Here is a 17,037-nt window from a genome sequence, read left to right on the forward strand (position 1 = left end):
GCGCGGGGCGTGCGGGACGAACAGAGCCTGGGCGTCGACCGGCTGCTGCGCCGAGCCGCCGTGTTCCTTCCCGGGTCCCTGCCCAGGGACGGCCGGATCGCCTTCTGGGACCCGGAAGGCGAGAGTTCCGCCGCGGTCGAAGGACTGCCCTGTACGGCCGCCGAACTGACCGTCGTCCGGCGCCACGGCACGGACGGCGTCCACAGGCACACCGTGCAGGCGGTGCTGATGCCCCTCGCCGACGCCGTACCCCTCCTCGTCCGCGCGAGGTACCTCGCCTCCGCCCACCCCGCCACCCGCTGCTGGGGCGCGGCCGCGCTGCACGCGCTCAATCTGGTGGCGCGCGGCAGGCTCCTGCCCGGACTGACGGCCGACGACCACGACGCCTGGCGGGCCGGGCCGAGGGACGCCGAGGACGTGGCCCACCTCAGAGCCGTAGCCGCCGCAATGCCGTCCGAAGGGCACGCGGTCCCGCTCCCGGACCGTACGCCGCTCCAGGTCCCGGAACCGGCCGCCCTGCTGGGCTCCTTCCTCGACGCGGTCGCGGACACCCTGCCCCGTACACCGGCCGCCGCGTACGCGATGGGGGCGCCCTTCGCCGCCCGCGAGGCACAGCACCTGCCGGGCGCGCGCGCCTGGGCCGTCGAGGTGGCTGCGGGTCTGGACGCCGGGGTCCGGGTATCGCTGCGCCTCGACCTGTCGGCGTACGAGCTGTTCAACACCACCGACACCACCGACACCACCGACCGCACCGGCACCTACGGCACCGACGGTGACGGAAGCGCGGACGCGGACAGCGACGACCGGAGCGAAAGCGCGCCCGCCGCCCGGCATGCGGCCGCCGCCATCACCCAGGTCCACAGCCTGGCCGACCCGACGTACGTCATCGACGCGGCGGCCCTGTGGCACGACGGGGGAGGCGACGCGTTCGGCCCCCGGGCCAGGATCGACGCGGTGCTGGCGCTGCGCCGCGCCGCCCGAGTCTGGTCCCCGCTGGAACGGCTTCTCGACCAGCCGGTCCCCGATGTGCTCGCCCTCACCGAGGACGAGCTGTACGAGCTGCTGAGCGACGCCGGGGCGCGGCTGGCGGGCGCGGGCGTCACCGTCCACTGGCCCCGCGAGCTGGCCCGCTCGCTCACCGCCGCCGCCGTCGTCAGGACCGCTCCGGGCTCCGCCACCGACGGCACCTCGTTCTTCGACGCCGAGCAGCTGTTCGCCTTCGCCTGGCAGCTGTCGCTGGGCGACGAACCGCTCACCGAGGCGGAGATGGACACGCTGGCCGAGGCGCACCGGCCCGTGGTGCGGCTGCGTGACCAGTGGGTGGTGGTCGACCCCGCACTCGTACGCAAGGCACGCAAGCGTGAACTGGGCCTGCTGGACCCGGTGGACGCCCTGGCCGTCGCCCTCACCGGCAGTGCCGAGGTCGACGGGGAGCAGGTGGACGCGGTGCCGGTCGGCGCCCTCGCCGCGCTCCGTGCGCGGATCATCTCCGACGAGGCCACCGTTCCACCGCCGCCAGGTCTCGACGCGACCCTGCGCGACTACCAGCTGCGCGGGCTCGCGTGGCTGGACCGGATGACCTCCCTCGGCCTGGGCGGCTGCCTCGCCGACGACATGGGCCTGGGCAAGACGATCACCGTCATCGCGCTCCACCTGCACCGCGCCCATTCGGCGCCCACCCTGGTCATCTGCCCGGCGTCACTCCTGGGTAACTGGCACCGGGAGATCAACCGTTTCGCGCCGGGTGTCCCCGTCCGCCGCTTCCACGGCACCGACAGGTCCCTCGCGGAGCCCGACGACGGCTTCGTCCTGACGACGTACGGCACGATGCGCTCCAGCGCGGCCCAGCTCGCCGCGCACACCTGGGGACTCGTCGTCGCCGACGAGGCCCAGCACGTGAAGAACCCGCACTCCTCCACCGCCAAGGCGCTGCGCACCATCCCGGCCCCCGCCCGCGTCGCCCTCACCGGCACCCCCGTGGAGAACAACCTCTCGGAGCTGTGGGCCCTTCTCGACTGGACGACCCCCGGACTGCTCGGCCCCCTCAAGGCGTTCCGCGCCCGGCACGCCCGGATCGTCGAGAACACGGGGACGGCGGCCGGCCTGGGCAACGAGGAAGCGGTCGAGCGGCTCTCCCGGCTGGTCCGCCCCTTCCTCCTGCGCCGCAAGAAGTCCGACCCGGGCATCGCACCCGAACTGCCGCCCAAGACCGAGACCGACCACGCCGTCTTCCTCACCCGGGAGCAGGTCACGCTCTACGAGGCCGCGGTGCGCGAGACGATGGCGCACATCGAGGCTTCGGAGGGCATCGCCCGCCGCGGACTGATCATGAAGCTGCTGTCCTCGCTCAAGCAGATCTGCAACCATCCCGCGCAGTACCTCAAGGAGGAGCCGACCAGGCTCACCGGCCGCTCGGGCAAGCTCGCCCTGCTCGACGAACTCCTCGACACGATCCTGTCCGAGGACGGCTCCGTCCTGATCTTCACCCAGTACGTGACCATGGCCAAGCTCCTCTCCGCACACCTCGCCTCGCGCGCCGTCCCTTCCCAACTGCTGCACGGGGGTACGCCGGTGCCCGAGCGGGAGCGGATGGTGGACCGCTTCCAGGCCGCCGAGGTCCCCGTCTTCCTGCTCTCCCTCAAAGCCGCGGGAACGGGACTGAATCTCACCCGGGCCGCCCACGTCATCCACTACGACCGCTGGTGGAACCCGGCCGTCGAGGAACAGGCCACCGACCGGGCGTACCGCATCGGCCAGACCCAGCCGGTACAGGTGCACCGGCTGATCGCGGAAGGCACGGTCGAGGACCGCATCGGTGAGCTGCTGGAGTCCAAACGGGCCCTGGCGGACGCGGTCCTCGGTACGGGGGAGACAGCCCTGACCGAGCTCAGCGACCGGGACCTGGCCGACCTCGTCTCTCTGCGGAGGCCCGCATGAGTCCCCGCCCAGCCGCCCGCCCCGCGTCCCGCTCGCAGACGGCGCCCCGCTCCCGTCCGGGCCCCGACGATCTGCGGCGCACCTTCGAAGCGGTTCCGGCCCGCACCCGGGAGGACGAGGGGCCGTTCGCGGACAGCTGGTGGGGCCGCGCCTGGGTGGACGCCCTGGAGTCCCTGTCGATGGATGAGGGACGGCTCTCCCGCGGACGCACGTACGCGGACGGCGGTCATGTCGCCGCGATCACCGTCACCCCCGGCCGGGTCATCGCCTACGTCCACGGCAGCCGCCCCCGCCCCTACCGTGCGGAGCTGCGCCTGCGCACGTTCTCCGACGCGGACTGGGACACCTTCCTCGACGCCGTCGCCGCCCGGCCGGGGCACCTCTCCGCGCTGCTCGGCAAGGAGATGCCGCACTCCCTGGTCGAGACGGCGGGGGAGACCGGAATCCGGCTGCTGCCGACCGCGGGCGATCTCGACCCGGACTGTTCCTGCCCCGACCACGGCTGGCCCTGCAAGCACGTGGCGGCGCTCTGTTTCCAGACGGCACGGCTCCTCGACACGGATCCGTTCGTCCTCCTGCTGATGCGCGGCAGAGGAGAGCGGGAACTCCTCGACGAGCTGGCCCGTCGCAACGCGGAACACTCCGCCCGCGAACGGCCCGCCGCGCCGGCGACCCCCTCGGTCCCGGCCCGTGAGGCCGTGGCCGACCGCTTCCTGCCCCCGCTGCCGGCGCCCCTGCCGGTTCCGCCGCATCCCGGCCAGCCCCCCTCGTACCCCGACCTGCCCGGCGCGCGCGACCCGCTGTCCCTGGACCACCTCGCCACGGACGCGGCGGCCCGCGCCCATGCGCTGCTCACCACGGGCGCCGACCCTCTCGCGGGTCTCACCACCTGGCAGGACGCCGTGCGCCTCGCCGCGTCACGCCCCACCGCCGGACTGACCGCCACCACCCGGGCCCTCTACCGCGAGCTGGCGTACGCGACCGGCCGCACCACCACCGACCTCGCACGCGCCGTGGCTGCCTGGCGGCAGGGCGGCGCCGAGGGACTGGCCGTTCTGGAGACTCCCTGGGACCCTCCGGCCGGTCCCTTCGACCGGGCCCGCCCCGCCCTCGCGGCGGCGGACTTCCCGCGCTTCCAGCCGTGGCGCAGCCACCTCACGCACCCGCGGGGGACCCTCCAGCTCCGCTTCGGCCACGACGGCCGCTGGTACGGCTACGAGTCGGACCCGGGCGAGGACGACTGGTGGCCCCGCGCCGTCCCGGACAACGACCCCGTGGGTGTGCTCAGCGCACTGCTCGGCGGCTGACCACGCCACCCGGAGCCGACGGTCTCACTGGCGGTAGCCGCTCAGGAAGCGGCCGATACGGCTGATCGCCGCGTCGAGGTCGTCGACGTGCGGGAGGGTCAGAATGCGGAAGTGGTCCGGGCGCGGCCAGCTGAAGCCGGTGCCCTGCACCACCTGGATCTTCTCCCGCAGCAGCAGGTCGAGGACGAACTTCTCGTCGTCGACCAGGGGGTGGACCTTCGGGTCGATGCGGGGGAACGCGTAGAGCGCGCCCTTCGGCTTGACGCACGACACCCCCGGAATCTCGTTCAGCTTCTCCCAGGCCCGGTCGCGCTGCTCGTACAGCCGCCCGCCCGGGGCGACGAGTTCCCTGATCGACTGCCGGCCGCCGAGCGCGGCCTGGATGGCGTACTGCGCGGGTGCGTTGGGGCACAGTCGCATCGACGCCAGGGTGTTCAGCCCCTCCAGATAGTTGCGGGCGTGCTGCCGAGGTCCCGAGACCACCATCCAGCCCGAGCGGAATCCCGCCACCCGGTACGTCTTCGACAGTCCGCTGAACGTGAGGCAGACCAGGTCGGGGGCGAGGACCGCCACACTGTGGTGCTCGGCGTCGTCGTAGAGGATCTGGTCGTAGATCTCGTCGGCGAACACCATCAGTCCGTGCCTGCGGGCCAGGTCGAGAATCCCTTCCAGGATCTCGCGCGGATAGACGGCGCCGGTCGGGTTGTTCGGGTTGATGATCACGACGGCCCTGGTGCGGTCCGTGATCTTCGCCGCCATATCGACGAGGTCCGGATTCCAGTCCGCGCCCTCGTCGCAGACGTAGTGCACGGCCTTGCCGCCCGCGAGCGTGGTCACCGCTGTCCACAGAGGGAAGTCCGGGCTCGGGATCAGCACCTCGTCGCCGTCCTCCAGGAGCGCCTGCACGGCCATGGAGATCAGCTCGGAGACGCCGTTGCCGAGGTAGATGTCGTCGACGCCGACCTCGGTCAGCCCCATCGCCTGGTAGCGCTGTGCCACAGCGCGCCGCGCCGACAGGATGCCGCGTGAATCCGTGTAGCCGTGTGCCTGCGGGAGCATCCGGATCATGTCCTGGACGATCTCCTCGGGAGCCTCGAAGCCGAAGAGCGCCGGATTGCCCGTGTTCAGCCGGAGCACGCTGTGCCCCGCCTCCTCCAGGGCGTTCGCGTGCTCGATGACCGGGCCCCGGATCTCGTAACAGACCTCGTTGAGCTTGCTGGACTGCCGGAACTCCATGCGGTGCCTCCCCGACGCGATTGCGATACTTGGTTTTACCAAGTCCGAGCTTGGAAAGTCCAACAACATGTCTAGACTGCGTCTCATGCCACGTCAGCAACAGCCGGCCGTCCGGCCGGTCCGCCGCCGGAGTTACGACCAGTTCTGCGCCACCGCCCGCGCCCTCGACTCCGTCGGTGACCGGTGGACGCTGCTGATCGTCCGCGAACTCCTGGGCGGCCCACGCCGGTACACGGATCTGCACGCCGATCTGCCGGGTGTCAGCACGGACGTCCTCGCCTCCCGGCTCAGGGACATGGAGCAGAACGGCCTGGCCGTGCGCCGACGGCTGCCGCCGCCGGCGCCGGCTTCGGTGTACGAGCTGACCGAACGCGGTCAGGGGCTGCTGCCGGTCCTGACGGCCCTCGCGGGGTGGGGAGCGCACGCGCTGGACGAGCGCCGGCCGACCGACGCGGTGCGCGCGCACTGGTTCGCGCTGCCGCTGCTGCGCGCCCTGGACGGCCTGACGCATGCGGGCGTGGTCGAAGTATCCCTGGACGAGGGCGAGTTCCATGTACGGACCGGTGGGGGCGCACCGGCGGCGGAGGTGTACGGCTTCGGCCCGGCCGGACGCCCGGACGCCCGTATCGAACTCGACGCCGCGCTGTGCCTGGCGCTGGGGCGCGGCGAAGTGAGCCTCGCCGAGGCGGTCGATGACGGACGGATCACCGTGTCCGGCGACACCCCGCTCGCCGCCGAAATCCGTGGTGAATGATCCTGTACCGAAGGTTTCCCGCCACTCAACTCCCGCGTAGCTTAGGCGTTTCAGCCACAACTGGAGAATGAGGGGTCCGTATGGGGCAGCGTGGAGGCGTACACAGGGCTGTGCTCGTCGCGGCGTGCGTGGTGGCGCTCGGCTTCGTGCCGACGGCCGCGACCGCGACACCGGGCAGCGGGGTGACCGGCACGGTCGTCGCCAAGGGCACGTCGGTGGGCAAGCTGAAGGTGGCGAGCCCCAAGGGGCGCGCGGATGTGACCTTCCGGATGATCACCATCGAGCCGGGCGGCTCGACGGGCTGGCACACCCATGCCGGTCAGCTCATCGCCGTCGTGAAGTCGGGGACACTGACCCGTACGCTCAGCGACTGCTCGGTCGAGGTGACACCCGCGGGCACCTCGTTCATCGAGCCGTCCGGAGCCGGACACCGGCACATCGGGCACAACGCCGGAACCGAACCGGTGGTGCTGTGGGTGACCTATCTGCTTCCCGAAGGCCACCCGCTCTCCGACGACGCCGAGGCGGTCGACTGCGGGTGAGACCGGCCGGCCGGCGTCCGGGTGATGATGGAGGGGTGCGACTCGAACCGATCACCTGGGACCGGCTGGCCGAAGCCCTCGCCGTCCACGCCGACGCGCTGGAACCCGCCGACGGCGGGCCCTGGCTGAAGGTCGCCGTCGACGGCGCCCCCGCCGCCCGCACCGGCGAACTCGCCGAACGGATCGCGGAGGCACTGAGAGGGCGGGGGCGTTCGGTACTGACCGTCCCCACGAGCGGATTCCTGCGCCCCGCCAGCCTTCGGTACGAGCACGGCAAGGAGGACCCCGACTCGTACGCCGACGGCTGGTTCGACACCGGAGCACTGTGGCGCGAGGTGTTCGCGCCGCTGGAGACGGGTGGCAGCGGGCGGGTGCTGCCCGACTTCTGGGATCCGGTGAAGGACCGGGCCACCAGGAGCCCGTACCGGCACCTGCCGGAGGGCGGGGTGCTCGTCGTGGACGGCCCGTTCCTCCTGGGGCACTGGTTCCCGCTCGACCTGAGCGTCCATGTGCGGCTCTCGCCCGGTGCGCTGCGCCGCCGCACCGGGGAGAGCGAACGGTGGGCGCTGCCCGCGTTCGCGCGGTACGAGGACGAGGTGTCGCCCGCCGAGCGCGCGGACGTGGTGGTGCGGGCCGACAACGAGTTCCACCCCGCCTGGTCAGGGCTGGACACCGCCTAGCCTCCCGCCGGGCGAGCGGCTCGGGCCGGGCGTCCTCCGACCGCCGTGACGGCTTCGGCTCCCGCCCGGCAGGCCGCCGCGGCGGCCTCCGTGGCGTCAGCCCCGGCGAGGCGCGCGGCGAGGAAGCCACCGGTGAAGGCGTCGCCCGCACCCGTCGAGTCGACCGGCTCCCGTACCGGTACGGCGGCGACCCGTGCGGTCACCGTTCCCCCGGCGGCCAGCAGGGCGCCCCGGTCGCCGAGTGTGACCGCGACCAGGGGGACGTGGCGGCTCAGCTTCGCCGCCGCGTCGGCCGGTTCCGGCAGGCCGGTCAGCAGGCACGCCTCGTCCGCGTTCGGCAGCAGCAGGTCCACCCCTTCGACGGTGGCCAGGAACCGGTCGACTCCGAGTCCTTTGAGAAACCCCGCCGACGCCGGGTCCACGCTCACCGGGACGCCCCGCCGCCGCGCCTCCCGCAGCGCGAGCAGCGCCGTGGCCCGGCTCGTCGGGGCGAAGAGGAGATAGCCGGAGAGGTGGAGGTGGGCGACGCCGTCGAGCAGTGACGGCGACCAGTCGGCGGGGCACAGTCGCAGTACCGCGCCGCTGTCGGTGAGGAACGTGCGTTCGGCGCTGCCGTCGACGAGCGCGACCACGGTGGCGGTCGGCACCTCCTGGTCCACGGTCAGCGCGGCCCGGACTCCGGCGCGGTGCAGGATCTCCTGGTGCCAGGCCGCGGAATCCGCACCGGCCCGCGCCAGCAGGCGCACGTCACGGCAGCCCGAACGCGCAGCCCAGCACGCCACGTTGGCCCCGGCTCCGCCGGGCAGCGTGCTGATCCGTGCCGCCGTGTCCGTACCCCGGACCGGCGGCGGACCGTGCCGCACCACCACATCCGTGACCACGTCCCCGACGACGAGCAGCCCGCCCCCGCCGGCCGAGCCGCCCCCGCCGGATGAGCCGCCTTCGCTCACCGGGGCGCCGTCCTGGCTCACCGGGCCGCCGCCGCCGCGATACGGGCGGCCAGAACCACGTTCCCGCGTACCGCCGCCAGATTGGCCTCCAGGGAGGCCCCCTCGGTGTACCGCATCAGATGGTCGAGCAGGAACGGCGTCACGGCCTGCCCCACGATGCCGCGCTCCCGGCACGCGGCGAGCGCGTCGGCCAGCACCCGGTCGTGGACGGCAGGATCCAACTGGTCCTTCTCCGGTACGGGGTTGGCGACGATCAGCGCCGCCTCCGGCCCGCCGAGCACATCCCCCGCCCGCATCACCTCCGCCACTTCCCCGGGGGTGTGCACCGTCCAGTCGACGGGCTCGCCCGAACTGCTGAGGTAAAAGCCGGGAAAGTGCGCGGTGCCGAAACCGAGCACGCCGACCCCGAGCGTCTCCAGACGCTGGAGGGTGGCCGGAACGTCCAGGATCGACTTCACCCCCGCGCACACCACGGTGATGGCCGTACGGGCGAGCAGACGCAGGTCCGCGGACTCGTCCTGCGTCTCGGTCCACTCCCGGTGTACGCCGCCGAGCCCCCCGGTCGCGAACACCCGCACTCCGGCACGGGCGGCGAGGAACGCCGTGGCGGACACCGTCGTCGCCCCGCTGGCACCCGTCGCCAGCGCGGGGGCGAGGTCCCGGTGACCCAGTTTCCGCATCGCCGGGTCACCTGCGACCCGTTCCAACTGTGTCTTGTCCAGGCCCACATGGGCCCGGCCGTCCAGTACGGCGATCGTGGCGGGGACGGCCCCTGCGGAGCGTACGAGCTCCTCCAGTTCGAGGGCGACCCGGAGATTGCGGGGGCGCGGCAGACCGTGCGCGATGATCGTCGACTCCAGGGCGACGACAGGGCGGTGGTCGGCGAGAGCGTCGCCCACCTCGGCGGAGAACGCCGGATCGTACCGTCGGGCGCCGTCCTCGGGTGTGTGTTCCGGTGCGTTGGGTGGCATGCACCATCCCTGTCGCGCGGGAGGCGGCCGCAAACCCCGGGAGGAGCGCGCACACATGCCCTGCGGATGGCGGGCCGCGGCGCGCTCGCTAGGGTGACCGGCCATGACGACACTTGATCAGGCTCCGGCCTCCTTCGCCGTACACATCCCGGACGCGGAACTCGAACCCGACCCCCTCGACCCGGCACAGGTGGTCTCGGGTGACCCGGTGGTGAGCGGCAAGGTGCTCTGGGAGTCCGCCGACGGGAAGCAGGTCCGCGGAATCTGGCAGATCACGCCCGGTGTCGTCACCGACACCGAGGCCGACGAACTGTTCGTGGTGGTGAGCGGGCGGGCGACCGTCGCGTTGGAGGGCGGCGAGACGCTGGAGATCGGGCCCGGGGACGCCTGTGTGCTGCGGGAGGGCGACCGTACGACCTGGACCGTCCACGAGACGCTGCGCAAGGCGTACCACATCAGCCTCTGAGGGCTCGGGGGCAGGGGAGGGTTCAGGACTTGAGGGGTGCGTCCGGGAGAGCTGCGGAGACGGACGCGCCGGCCGGTACGTCCGAAGCCCCGTCCGGGACGGCGGCCGGCCCGGTGAGCACCCGCCGCAGGACAAGCGCGGCCATCGGCAGCAGCAGACAGGCGCCGACCAGGTTCAGCCAGCCGTAACCCAACTGGGAGACGATCACCCCGGCGACCACGCCGCCGATGCCCGCCGCCGTGTTCATGGTCAGGTCCGACAGGCCCTGGACGGCGGCCCGGGCCGGCTGCGGTACGGAGTCGGTGAGCAGCGCGGAACCGGCCACCAGCCCGGCCGACCAGCCGAGCCCCAGCACGAACAGACCGGCCGCCGTCCGGCCGTGGCTGGGACCCGCGGTGCCGGCCAGCAGAGCGGCACACGACAGGAGACCGGCCGCGAGGCCGATGACGGAGAGCCGGCCGAACCGGTCGGCCAGCCAGCCCATCACGGGCGAGAAGGCGTACATGCCCGCGATGTGTCCGCTGATCACCAGCCCGATCAGCTGGATGTCCGCCCCGTGCCGGCCGAGGTGGACCGGGGTCATCACCATGATCGAGACCATGGCGGTGTGGGACACGGCCACCGTCACCAGCGCGAGCCGGGCCATCGGAGAGGCGCGCACCGCGGTGACGCCGGCGCGCAGCGAGCGGTTCGCCGCGGTCTGGGTGCCGGAGGGGGCCAGCGCCCTGGCGGTGAGCAGTGGGTCGGGCCGCAGCAGCACCGCGACGACGAGACCGGTGAGCAGGAGGATGGCTGCCGCCCACACGAAGGGGCCCGCCGTCTCGGGGATGGCGGTGCCGCGGAAGGCCCGGCCCGCGGGCGCCGCGATGTTGGGCCCCAGGACCGAGCCGATCGTGGTGGCCCAGATGACGGTGGAGATCGCCCGGCCGCGCCGGTCCGGCTCCGCGAGGTCGGCGGCGGCGAACCGGGCCTGGAGGTTGGCCGACGAACCGGCCCCGAAACCGGCCATTCCGAGCAGCAGCAGCGGAAAGTTGTCCACGACGGTGGCGAGGACGACGAGACTCGCGCCGAGCGCACCGATCAGGTAGGCGAGCACGAGGCCCGGGCGGCGGCCCCGGGAGGTCATCAGCGCGGCCAGGGGCAGCGACAGCAGCGCCGTGCCGGCCACCGAGGCGGTCGGCGCGAGACCGGAAAGGGCCTCGGAACCGCTCACCTCCGTCGCGAGGACCGGAGCCAGGGCGATGCCGATGGGCACGCCGAGGCCGCCGAGTATCTGACTGACGATGAGAACGGCGGACGTCCGGCGCTGCAGGGCAGGCAGATCGGCAACCGTGACCGGAGATGAGGAGAGAGCCTTCTTCACTGGCGCAGTGTGCCAGCTCGTACGCAGGTACGAAAACGGATGGTGCGACCCCGGACCTGTCCGCACCACCTGTCCGCACCACCGTGCCGCTCACCACCGTGCCGCTCACTGACCGGCCCTGGAACGCCCGCTGTACCTGACGCCCCTAGAACAACGGCTGGGGCAGGACTCCTTCGAGCGCGAGCAGCCGCCGCTTGGTCTCCAGCCCTCCGCCGAATCCCCCCAGACCGCCGTCGCTCTCCACGACCCGGTGGCACGGCACCACCACGGGCAGCGGGTTGGACCCCATGGCGGCCCCCACGGCCTGAGCCGCCCCTGGCTGACCCACCCGTCTCGCCAGATCCCCGTAACCGACGACGGTCCCGTACGGCACACCGCAGGCGAGCTCCCGCAGCACCTCACGGTTGAAGCCGGACGTCAGCGACCAGTCCAGGTCCAGCGTGAACGCGCGCAGCTCACCCGTGAAGTACGCCGCGAACTGGCGTATGGGCGCGGCCAGTCTCGCGGAACCGGGAGGAGCCTGAACGGGGGCCGAGCCGAGCCGTGCACCCAGCTGTTCGAGCGCCTTCTTCCGCACCGCGGGACGGGCGTGGAAGATCACGCTCACCAGCCCGGTGCCGGTCGCGACAAGCAGCAGTGGTCCGATGTCGCTCGCGACAGCGGACCACTGCACATCCTGCTCGGTGCTCCTCATACCGCCCACGGTACGACCAGGCTCTGACAACGCCCGGTCCGGCCGCGGACCGCCCGCTCCCCGGCTCGTCAGCGGGTGGCGTCCCGCACGACGTCGGGGTAGTTGGTGATGATGCCGTCAACGCCGTATCCGGCGACCTTGGCAGCGGTCGCCGCGTCGTTGACCGTCCAGGTGTTCACCCGGAGCGGCTTGCCGTGCGCGCCCTTCAGCGCCTGGACGGCGGACACGTACCCCAGGCTGAGCGTGCCGTGGTTGGGATTGATCTGGTCGGTGAACTCCGCGTACGACGGCAGATCACCCACGGGGGGCGTGCCGAGGAAACCGGTGATGACGTCGGGGCGCTGCGCGTGGACCCGCTTCACGCTCGCCGCGCCGAAGCTCTGGATGATCAGCTTGTGCTGGACGTGCCGCCAGTTGAGCCAGCCCTCGTCGCGCAGGACCGCAAGGGTGTCCTTCTCGATGCCGGGGTAGGTCTCCGGAGCCTTGATCTCCAGGAGCAGCTTCTGGTCGTTGCGTTCCACCCGGCGCACGTACTGCTCGAGCGTCGGGACCCGGGCGCCCGCGAACCGCTCCCCGAACCAGCTGCCGGCGTCGAGCTGCGCGATCTCGGCGGCCGTGAAGTCCTTGACGGCCCAGGGCGCGCGGCCGGGGAAGACCTGCTCGGCATCGGTGGTCCGCTTGAGGTTCGTGTCGTGCATGACGACCAGGACACCGTCACGGGTGCGCTGCACATCGTTCTCGACCCAGTCGATGCCCAGGTCGTCCGCCGCGTCGATGGCGGCCAGGGTGTTCTCCGGGGCGTACGCCGAGGCGCCCCGGTGCGCGAAGACGACCGGGGCGTCGTGCGTCCGGGCTGCCTGCGTTCCGGTGGCCTGCGTTCCGGTGGCCTGCGTCCCGGCGGCCTGCGTCTGGGAAGCGGTCAGCAGCATGGCACTGCCGCCGAGCAGAGCGGCGACAGTCGTCGCGACGGTTACGGTGCGTACGGACACGGGTTCTCCTCGGGGTCGGAGGTGCGGGCACGACGAGCGTGGCAGCCGTTCACCAACGGAGAACACGGCACCGATGACCACCACGTGAACGGAACCTTCGGTACCGGATCACAGGCCGTATTCCGTGCCGATACCATGCGATTCCTATGTCCGCCCGCCGGGCCCCGCCCTCTGAGGCACCCCCCGATCCAGGGCTTCCGTGAAGGGCTATCAGCATGCAGGGCACAATTGACGGATTCAGCTACGGCCTCGTGACCCCGGGCGTCGCTTTCCTCATGGCCTGCCTCGGAGGCGCCCTGGGGCTGCGCTGCACGACCCGGTCATTGCGCAGCGAGCGTTCCTTCAAGGCCGGCTGGCTGGCGCTGGGGGCCACCTCCATAGGCTCCGGCATATGGACGATGCACTTCGTCGCGATGATGGGCTTCACGGTCAGGGAAGCACCGGTCGGCTACGACAAGACCCTCACCTTCGCCAGCCTGGCCCTGGCGATCGTCATGGTCGGTATCGGCATCTTCATTGTGGGTTACCGCGGAGCGACCCGCATGGCACTGATCACCGGCGGCATCATCATGGGCCTCGGTATCGCGTCCATGCACTACCTCGGCATGGCCGGCATGCGGCTCCAGGGGCGGTTCGAGTACGACACGGTCACGGTGGCCCTCTCGGTCGTCATCGCCGTCGTGGCGGCGACCACGGCGCTCTGGGCGGCCGTGTCCATCCACGGCTTCCTGCCCAGCCTCGGCGCGAGCGCGGTGATGGGCGTCGCGGTGAGCGGCATGCACTACACCGGCATGGCCGCGCTCAGCGTGCATCTCCACCCGGCAGCCGGAGCCGGGGCGGGCTCCGGCGGCGACGCCCCCGCCGCGCTGCTCGTGCCGATGCTGGCCGGCCCCTTCTCCTTCCTGCTGGTCGCCGGGGTGATCGTGATGTTCGACCCCCTGGTGGTCATGGGCACTCCGGACCGTGACACCTACGCGCGGGTGCGCGCCGCCCACCGGACGGGCCGGGGCTCCGCCATCCCCGCCCAGCGCGGGCACGCACCGCACCGGGCATCCGCGGGACGGGGCTTCCGGCCGCCACGGAACCGGTGATCCCACCCGGTTGTCAGTGGTGAGTCGTACGGTGGTTGCATGCGGCCCGTTTCGAAGATCGAACGTTCGGTGGCGCCTTTCGAGGTCGTCAGTCCCTACCAGCCCAGCGGCGACCAGCCCGCGGCCATCGCGGAGCTGGAGCGGCGCATCCGCGCAGGTGAGAAGGATGTCGTCCTGCTCGGCGCGACTGGCACCGGCAAGTCGGCGACCACCGCCTGGATGATCGAGAAGCTGCAGCGCCCCACCCTGGTGATGGCGCCGAACAAGACACTGGCGGCCCAGCTGGCCAACGAGTTCCGGGAGCTCCTGCCCAACAACGCCGTCGAGTACTTCGTCTCGTACTACGACTACTACCAGCCCGAGGCGTACGTACCGCAGTCGGACACCTACATCGAGAAGGACTCCTCGATCAACGAGGAGGTCGAGCGGCTGCGCCACTCCGCGACGAATTCGCTGCTCACCCGGCGTGACGTCATCGTCGTGGCGTCGGTCTCCTGCATCTACGGCCTCGGTACGCCCCAGGAGTACGTGGACCGGATGGTCCAGCTCAAGGTCGGCGACGAGATCGACCGCGATCAGCTGCTGCGCCGCTTCGTCGAGATCCAGTACACGCGGAACGACCTGGCGTTCACCCGGGGCACCTTCCGGGTACGGGGCGACACCATCGAGATCTTCCCGGTCTACGAGGAGCTCGCCGTCCGCATCGAGATGTTCGGTGACGAGATCGAGGCGCTCTCCACCCTCCATCCGCTGACGGGTGAGGTCATCAGCGAGGACCGGTCCCTGCACGTCTTCCCCGCGAGCCACTACGTCGCGGGTCCCGAGCGTCTGGAGAAGGCGGTCGGCAACATCGAGCAGGAGCTCGGACAGCGCCTGGCCGAGCTGGAGAAGCAGGGCAAGATGCTGGAGGCCCAGCGGCTCCGGATGCGCACCACGTACGACATCGAGATGCTCCGCCAGATCGGCACCTGCTCCGGCGTCGAGAACTACTCGATGCACTTCGACGACCGGGCACCCGGCACCGCCCCCAACACCCTCCTCGACTACTTCCCCGAGGACTTCCTCCTGGTCCTGGACGAATCACATGTCACGGTGCCCCAGATCGGCGCGATGTACGAGGGCGACGCCTCCCGCAAGCGGACCCTCGTCGACCACGGTTTCCGGCTGCCCTCCGCCCTCGACAACCGCCCGCTGAAGTGGGAGGAGTTCCTCGGCCGGATCGACCAGACCGTCTACCTCTCCGCCACCCCCGGGAAGTACGAGCTCTCGCGCGGCGACGGCTATGTGGAGCAGATCATCCGTCCCACGGGCCTCATCGACCCGGAGATCGTCGTCAAGCCCACCGAGGGCCAGATCGACGATCTGGTGCACGAGATCCGCAAGCGCACCGAACGGGACGAGCGGGTCCTGGTCACCACCCTCACCAAGAAGATGTCCGAGGACCTCACCGACTACTTCCTGGAGCTCGGGATCCAGGTCCGCTACCTGCACAGTGACGTCGATACCCTGCGACGCATCGAGCTGCTGCGCGAACTGCGCTCCGGCGAGTTCGACGTCCTGATCGGCATCAACCTCCTGCGCGAGGGACTCGACCTGCCCGAGGTGTCCCTCGTGGCCATCCTCGACGCCGACAAGCAGGGCTTCCTGCGCTCGGGCACGTCGCTGATCCAGACGATCGGCCGCGCGGCGCGCAACGTGTCGGGCCAGGTCCATATGTACGCGGACAAGATCACCCCGGCCATGGCGCAGGCCATCGACGAGACCAACCGCCGTCGTGAGAAGCAGATCGCTTACAACACCGAGCGCGGCATCGACCCGCAGCCGCTGCGCAAGAAGATCAATGACATCGTCGCGACCATCGCCCGCGAGGAGATCGACACCGAACAGCTCCTCGGCTCCGGCTACCGCCAGGCGAAGGGCGCCAAGGCACCCGTTCCCGCGCTCGGAGGCAAGTCGGCCAAGGGTGCGGCGGCGGGCAGGGCGAAGCCGGACGGCACGGTCGTCACGGACCGGCCCGCGACGGAACTCGCCGGGATCATCGAGGAGATGACCGACCGGATGAGGGCCGCCGCCGCGGACCTCCAGTTCGAGGTGGCCGCACGGCTGCGCGACGAGGTGGGCGAGCTGAAGAAGGAACTGCGGCAGATGAGGGAGGCGGGGCTGGCCTGACGGCAGAGCACCCGCTGTGTTGCAGGACCGATACAAATGCCCCCGGCCCTCCTGCGCTGTCGGTGCCACTGCGTAGGGTGCGGGGCAACCGCACCCACAGGTGGTTGCGGGGACACTCTGAGAGGGGACAGCGCGTGGTGGACGTATCCAAGGGCAATGCGCCCGGGGGCCCTGGCGTCAATCTGACCAAGGGGCAGGCCATCAGCCTGGAGAAGCGGGGCGGGGGAGTCCTCACCGCGGTGCGGATGGGGCTCGGATGGCAGGCGGCTCCGCGCCGCGGCCTCTTCGGCTCACGGACCCGGGAGATCGACCTGGATGCCTCGGCGGTCCTGTTCGCGGACAAGCAGCCCGTCGACGTGGTGTTCTTCCGCCACCTCGTCAGCGACGACGGTTCGGTCAAGCACACCGGTGACAACCTCGTCGGCGGCGCCGGCTCGGGCGGGGACGACGAGGCCATCCTCGTCGACCTCCAGCGGGTCCCGGTCCACATCGACCAGATCGTCTTCACGGTGAACTCCTTCACCGGCCAGACGTTCCAGGAGGTGCAGAACGCCTTCTGCCGCATCGTCGACGAGACCAACGGCCAGGAGCTCGCGCGCTACACGCTCGACGGCGGAGGCCAGTACACCGCCCAGATCATGGCGAAGGTGCACCGCGCGGGCAGCGGATGGCAGATGACCGCCCTCGGAAACCCGGCCAACGGCCGTACCTTCCAGGACCTGATGCCCTCGATCCTGCCGCACCTGTAAGCACCGGCGCCTCCAGGCATCTGAAAGCATCTGCAAGCACCTGTAAGACCGCAGAACCTGGCACGCATCGGTACGAGCAGCTCCCGGAGGCATCCGCCGCCGGGAGCTGCACCGCATAGCGACCGGGTATCGCACAGCA

General features: G+C 71.4%; 15 protein-coding genes. 9 read left to right on the top strand and 6 right to left on the bottom strand.

Translation table 11 applies throughout. The features are described 5' to 3' along the window. The first annotated feature begins 9 nt into the window (after positions 1 to 9). Positions 10 to 2,937, top strand: a complete 2,928-nt coding sequence (locus tag F0344_RS28445) for a DEAD/DEAH box helicase (protein WP_185302942.1) — start codon at positions 10 to 12, stop codon at positions 2,935 to 2,937. Next, entirely contained in the window at positions 2,934 to 4,244 is a 1,311-nt protein-coding gene (locus F0344_RS28450; protein WP_185301481.1) for an SWIM zinc finger family protein, read from the top strand. Before F0344_RS28445 ends, F0344_RS28450 begins: the two co-directional genes overlap by 4 nt. A 24-nt stretch (positions 4,245 to 4,268) precedes the next feature. On the opposite strand, the gene F0344_RS28455 is transcribed toward F0344_RS28450, so the two are convergent. Continuing rightward, positions 4,269 to 5,480, bottom strand: coding sequence for a pyridoxal phosphate-dependent aminotransferase (locus tag F0344_RS28455; protein ID WP_185301482.1), 1,212 nt, complete (start codon positions 5,478 to 5,480; stop codon positions 4,269 to 4,271). An 85-nt stretch (positions 5,481 to 5,565) separates the two neighbouring features. Between F0344_RS28455 and F0344_RS28460 the strand changes: the two genes are divergently transcribed. The 3 genes from F0344_RS28460 (at position 5,566) to F0344_RS28470 (ending at position 7,456) form a co-directional block, all read left to right on the top strand. Beyond that, positions 5,566 to 6,234, top strand: a complete 669-nt coding sequence (locus tag F0344_RS28460) for a winged helix-turn-helix transcriptional regulator (RefSeq protein ID WP_258050149.1) — start codon at positions 5,566 to 5,568, stop codon at positions 6,232 to 6,234. 80 nt (positions 6,235 to 6,314) lie between these two features. Next, positions 6,315 to 6,776, top strand: coding sequence for a cupin domain-containing protein (locus tag F0344_RS28465; protein WP_185301484.1), 462 nt, complete (start codon positions 6,315 to 6,317; stop codon positions 6,774 to 6,776). Between the two features lie 35 nt (positions 6,777 to 6,811). Further along, a complete protein-coding gene (locus F0344_RS28470; RefSeq protein WP_185301485.1) occupies positions 6,812 to 7,456 on the top strand; it encodes a uridine kinase in 645 nt (214 codons plus the stop codon). On the opposite strand, the gene F0344_RS28475 is transcribed toward F0344_RS28470, so the two are convergent. Next, positions 7,453 to 8,406, bottom strand: a complete 954-nt coding sequence (locus F0344_RS28475) for a carbohydrate kinase family protein (protein ID WP_185301486.1) — start codon at positions 8,404 to 8,406, stop codon at positions 7,453 to 7,455. The genes F0344_RS28470 and F0344_RS28475 overlap by 4 nt on opposite strands. Positions 8,407 to 8,423: 17 nt before the next feature. Further along, a complete protein-coding gene (locus F0344_RS28480; protein WP_185301487.1) occupies positions 8,424 to 9,377 on the bottom strand; it encodes a pseudouridine-5'-phosphate glycosidase in 954 nt (317 codons plus the stop codon). Between the two features lie 103 nt (positions 9,378 to 9,480). On the opposite strand from F0344_RS28480, the gene F0344_RS28485 reads away from it, so the two are divergent. Continuing rightward, positions 9,481 to 9,843 (top strand): cupin domain-containing protein, encoded by a 363-nt coding sequence (locus F0344_RS28485; RefSeq protein WP_185301488.1) that lies wholly within the window; start codon positions 9,481 to 9,483, stop codon positions 9,841 to 9,843. A gap of 22 nt (positions 9,844 to 9,865) precedes the next feature. Here F0344_RS28485 and F0344_RS28490 read toward each other — a convergent pair whose 3' ends face one another. The 3 genes from F0344_RS28490 to F0344_RS28500 all read right to left on the bottom strand — a co-directional run bounded on the left by F0344_RS28490 (position 9,866) and on the right by F0344_RS28500 (position 12,889). Next, the gene (locus F0344_RS28490) at positions 9,866 to 11,206 is read right to left on the bottom strand and encodes an MFS transporter (RefSeq protein ID WP_185301489.1); all 1,341 of its coding nucleotides are present in this window, start codon (positions 11,204 to 11,206) and stop codon (positions 9,866 to 9,868) included. Positions 11,207 to 11,351: 145 nt separating this feature from the next. Beyond that, positions 11,352 to 11,900 (bottom strand): methylated-DNA--[protein]-cysteine S-methyltransferase, encoded by a 549-nt coding sequence (locus F0344_RS28495; RefSeq protein WP_185301490.1) that lies wholly within the window; start codon positions 11,898 to 11,900, stop codon positions 11,352 to 11,354. 68 nt (positions 11,901 to 11,968) lie between these two features. Then, positions 11,969 to 12,889 (bottom strand): glycerophosphodiester phosphodiesterase, encoded by a 921-nt coding sequence (locus F0344_RS28500; RefSeq protein ID WP_185301491.1) that lies wholly within the window; start codon positions 12,887 to 12,889, stop codon positions 11,969 to 11,971. 215 nt (positions 12,890 to 13,104) lie between these two features. On the opposite strand from F0344_RS28500, the gene F0344_RS28505 reads away from it, so the two are divergent. The 3 genes from F0344_RS28505 (at position 13,105) to F0344_RS28515 (ending at position 16,898) form a co-directional block, all read left to right on the top strand. Continuing rightward, the gene (locus tag F0344_RS28505) at positions 13,105 to 13,980 is read left to right on the top strand and encodes an MHYT domain-containing protein (RefSeq protein ID WP_185301492.1); all 876 of its coding nucleotides are present in this window, start codon (positions 13,105 to 13,107) and stop codon (positions 13,978 to 13,980) included. A gap of 39 nt (positions 13,981 to 14,019) precedes the next feature. Then, a complete protein-coding gene (gene uvrB, locus F0344_RS28510) occupies positions 14,020 to 16,149 on the top strand; it encodes an excinuclease ABC subunit UvrB (protein ID WP_185301493.1) in 2,130 nt (709 codons plus the stop codon). A gap of 182 nt (positions 16,150 to 16,331) precedes the next feature. Beyond that, complete coding sequence (locus F0344_RS28515) at positions 16,332 to 16,898, top strand: TerD family protein (RefSeq protein ID WP_179764401.1); 567 nt, start codon at positions 16,332 to 16,334, stop codon at positions 16,896 to 16,898. The last annotated feature ends 139 nt before the right edge of the window (positions 16,899 to 17,037 follow it).

Source organism: Streptomyces finlayi (genome assembly GCF_014216315.1).
GTDB classification, from domain to species: Bacteria; Actinomycetota; Actinomycetes; order Streptomycetales; family Streptomycetaceae; genus Streptomyces; species Streptomyces finlayi_A.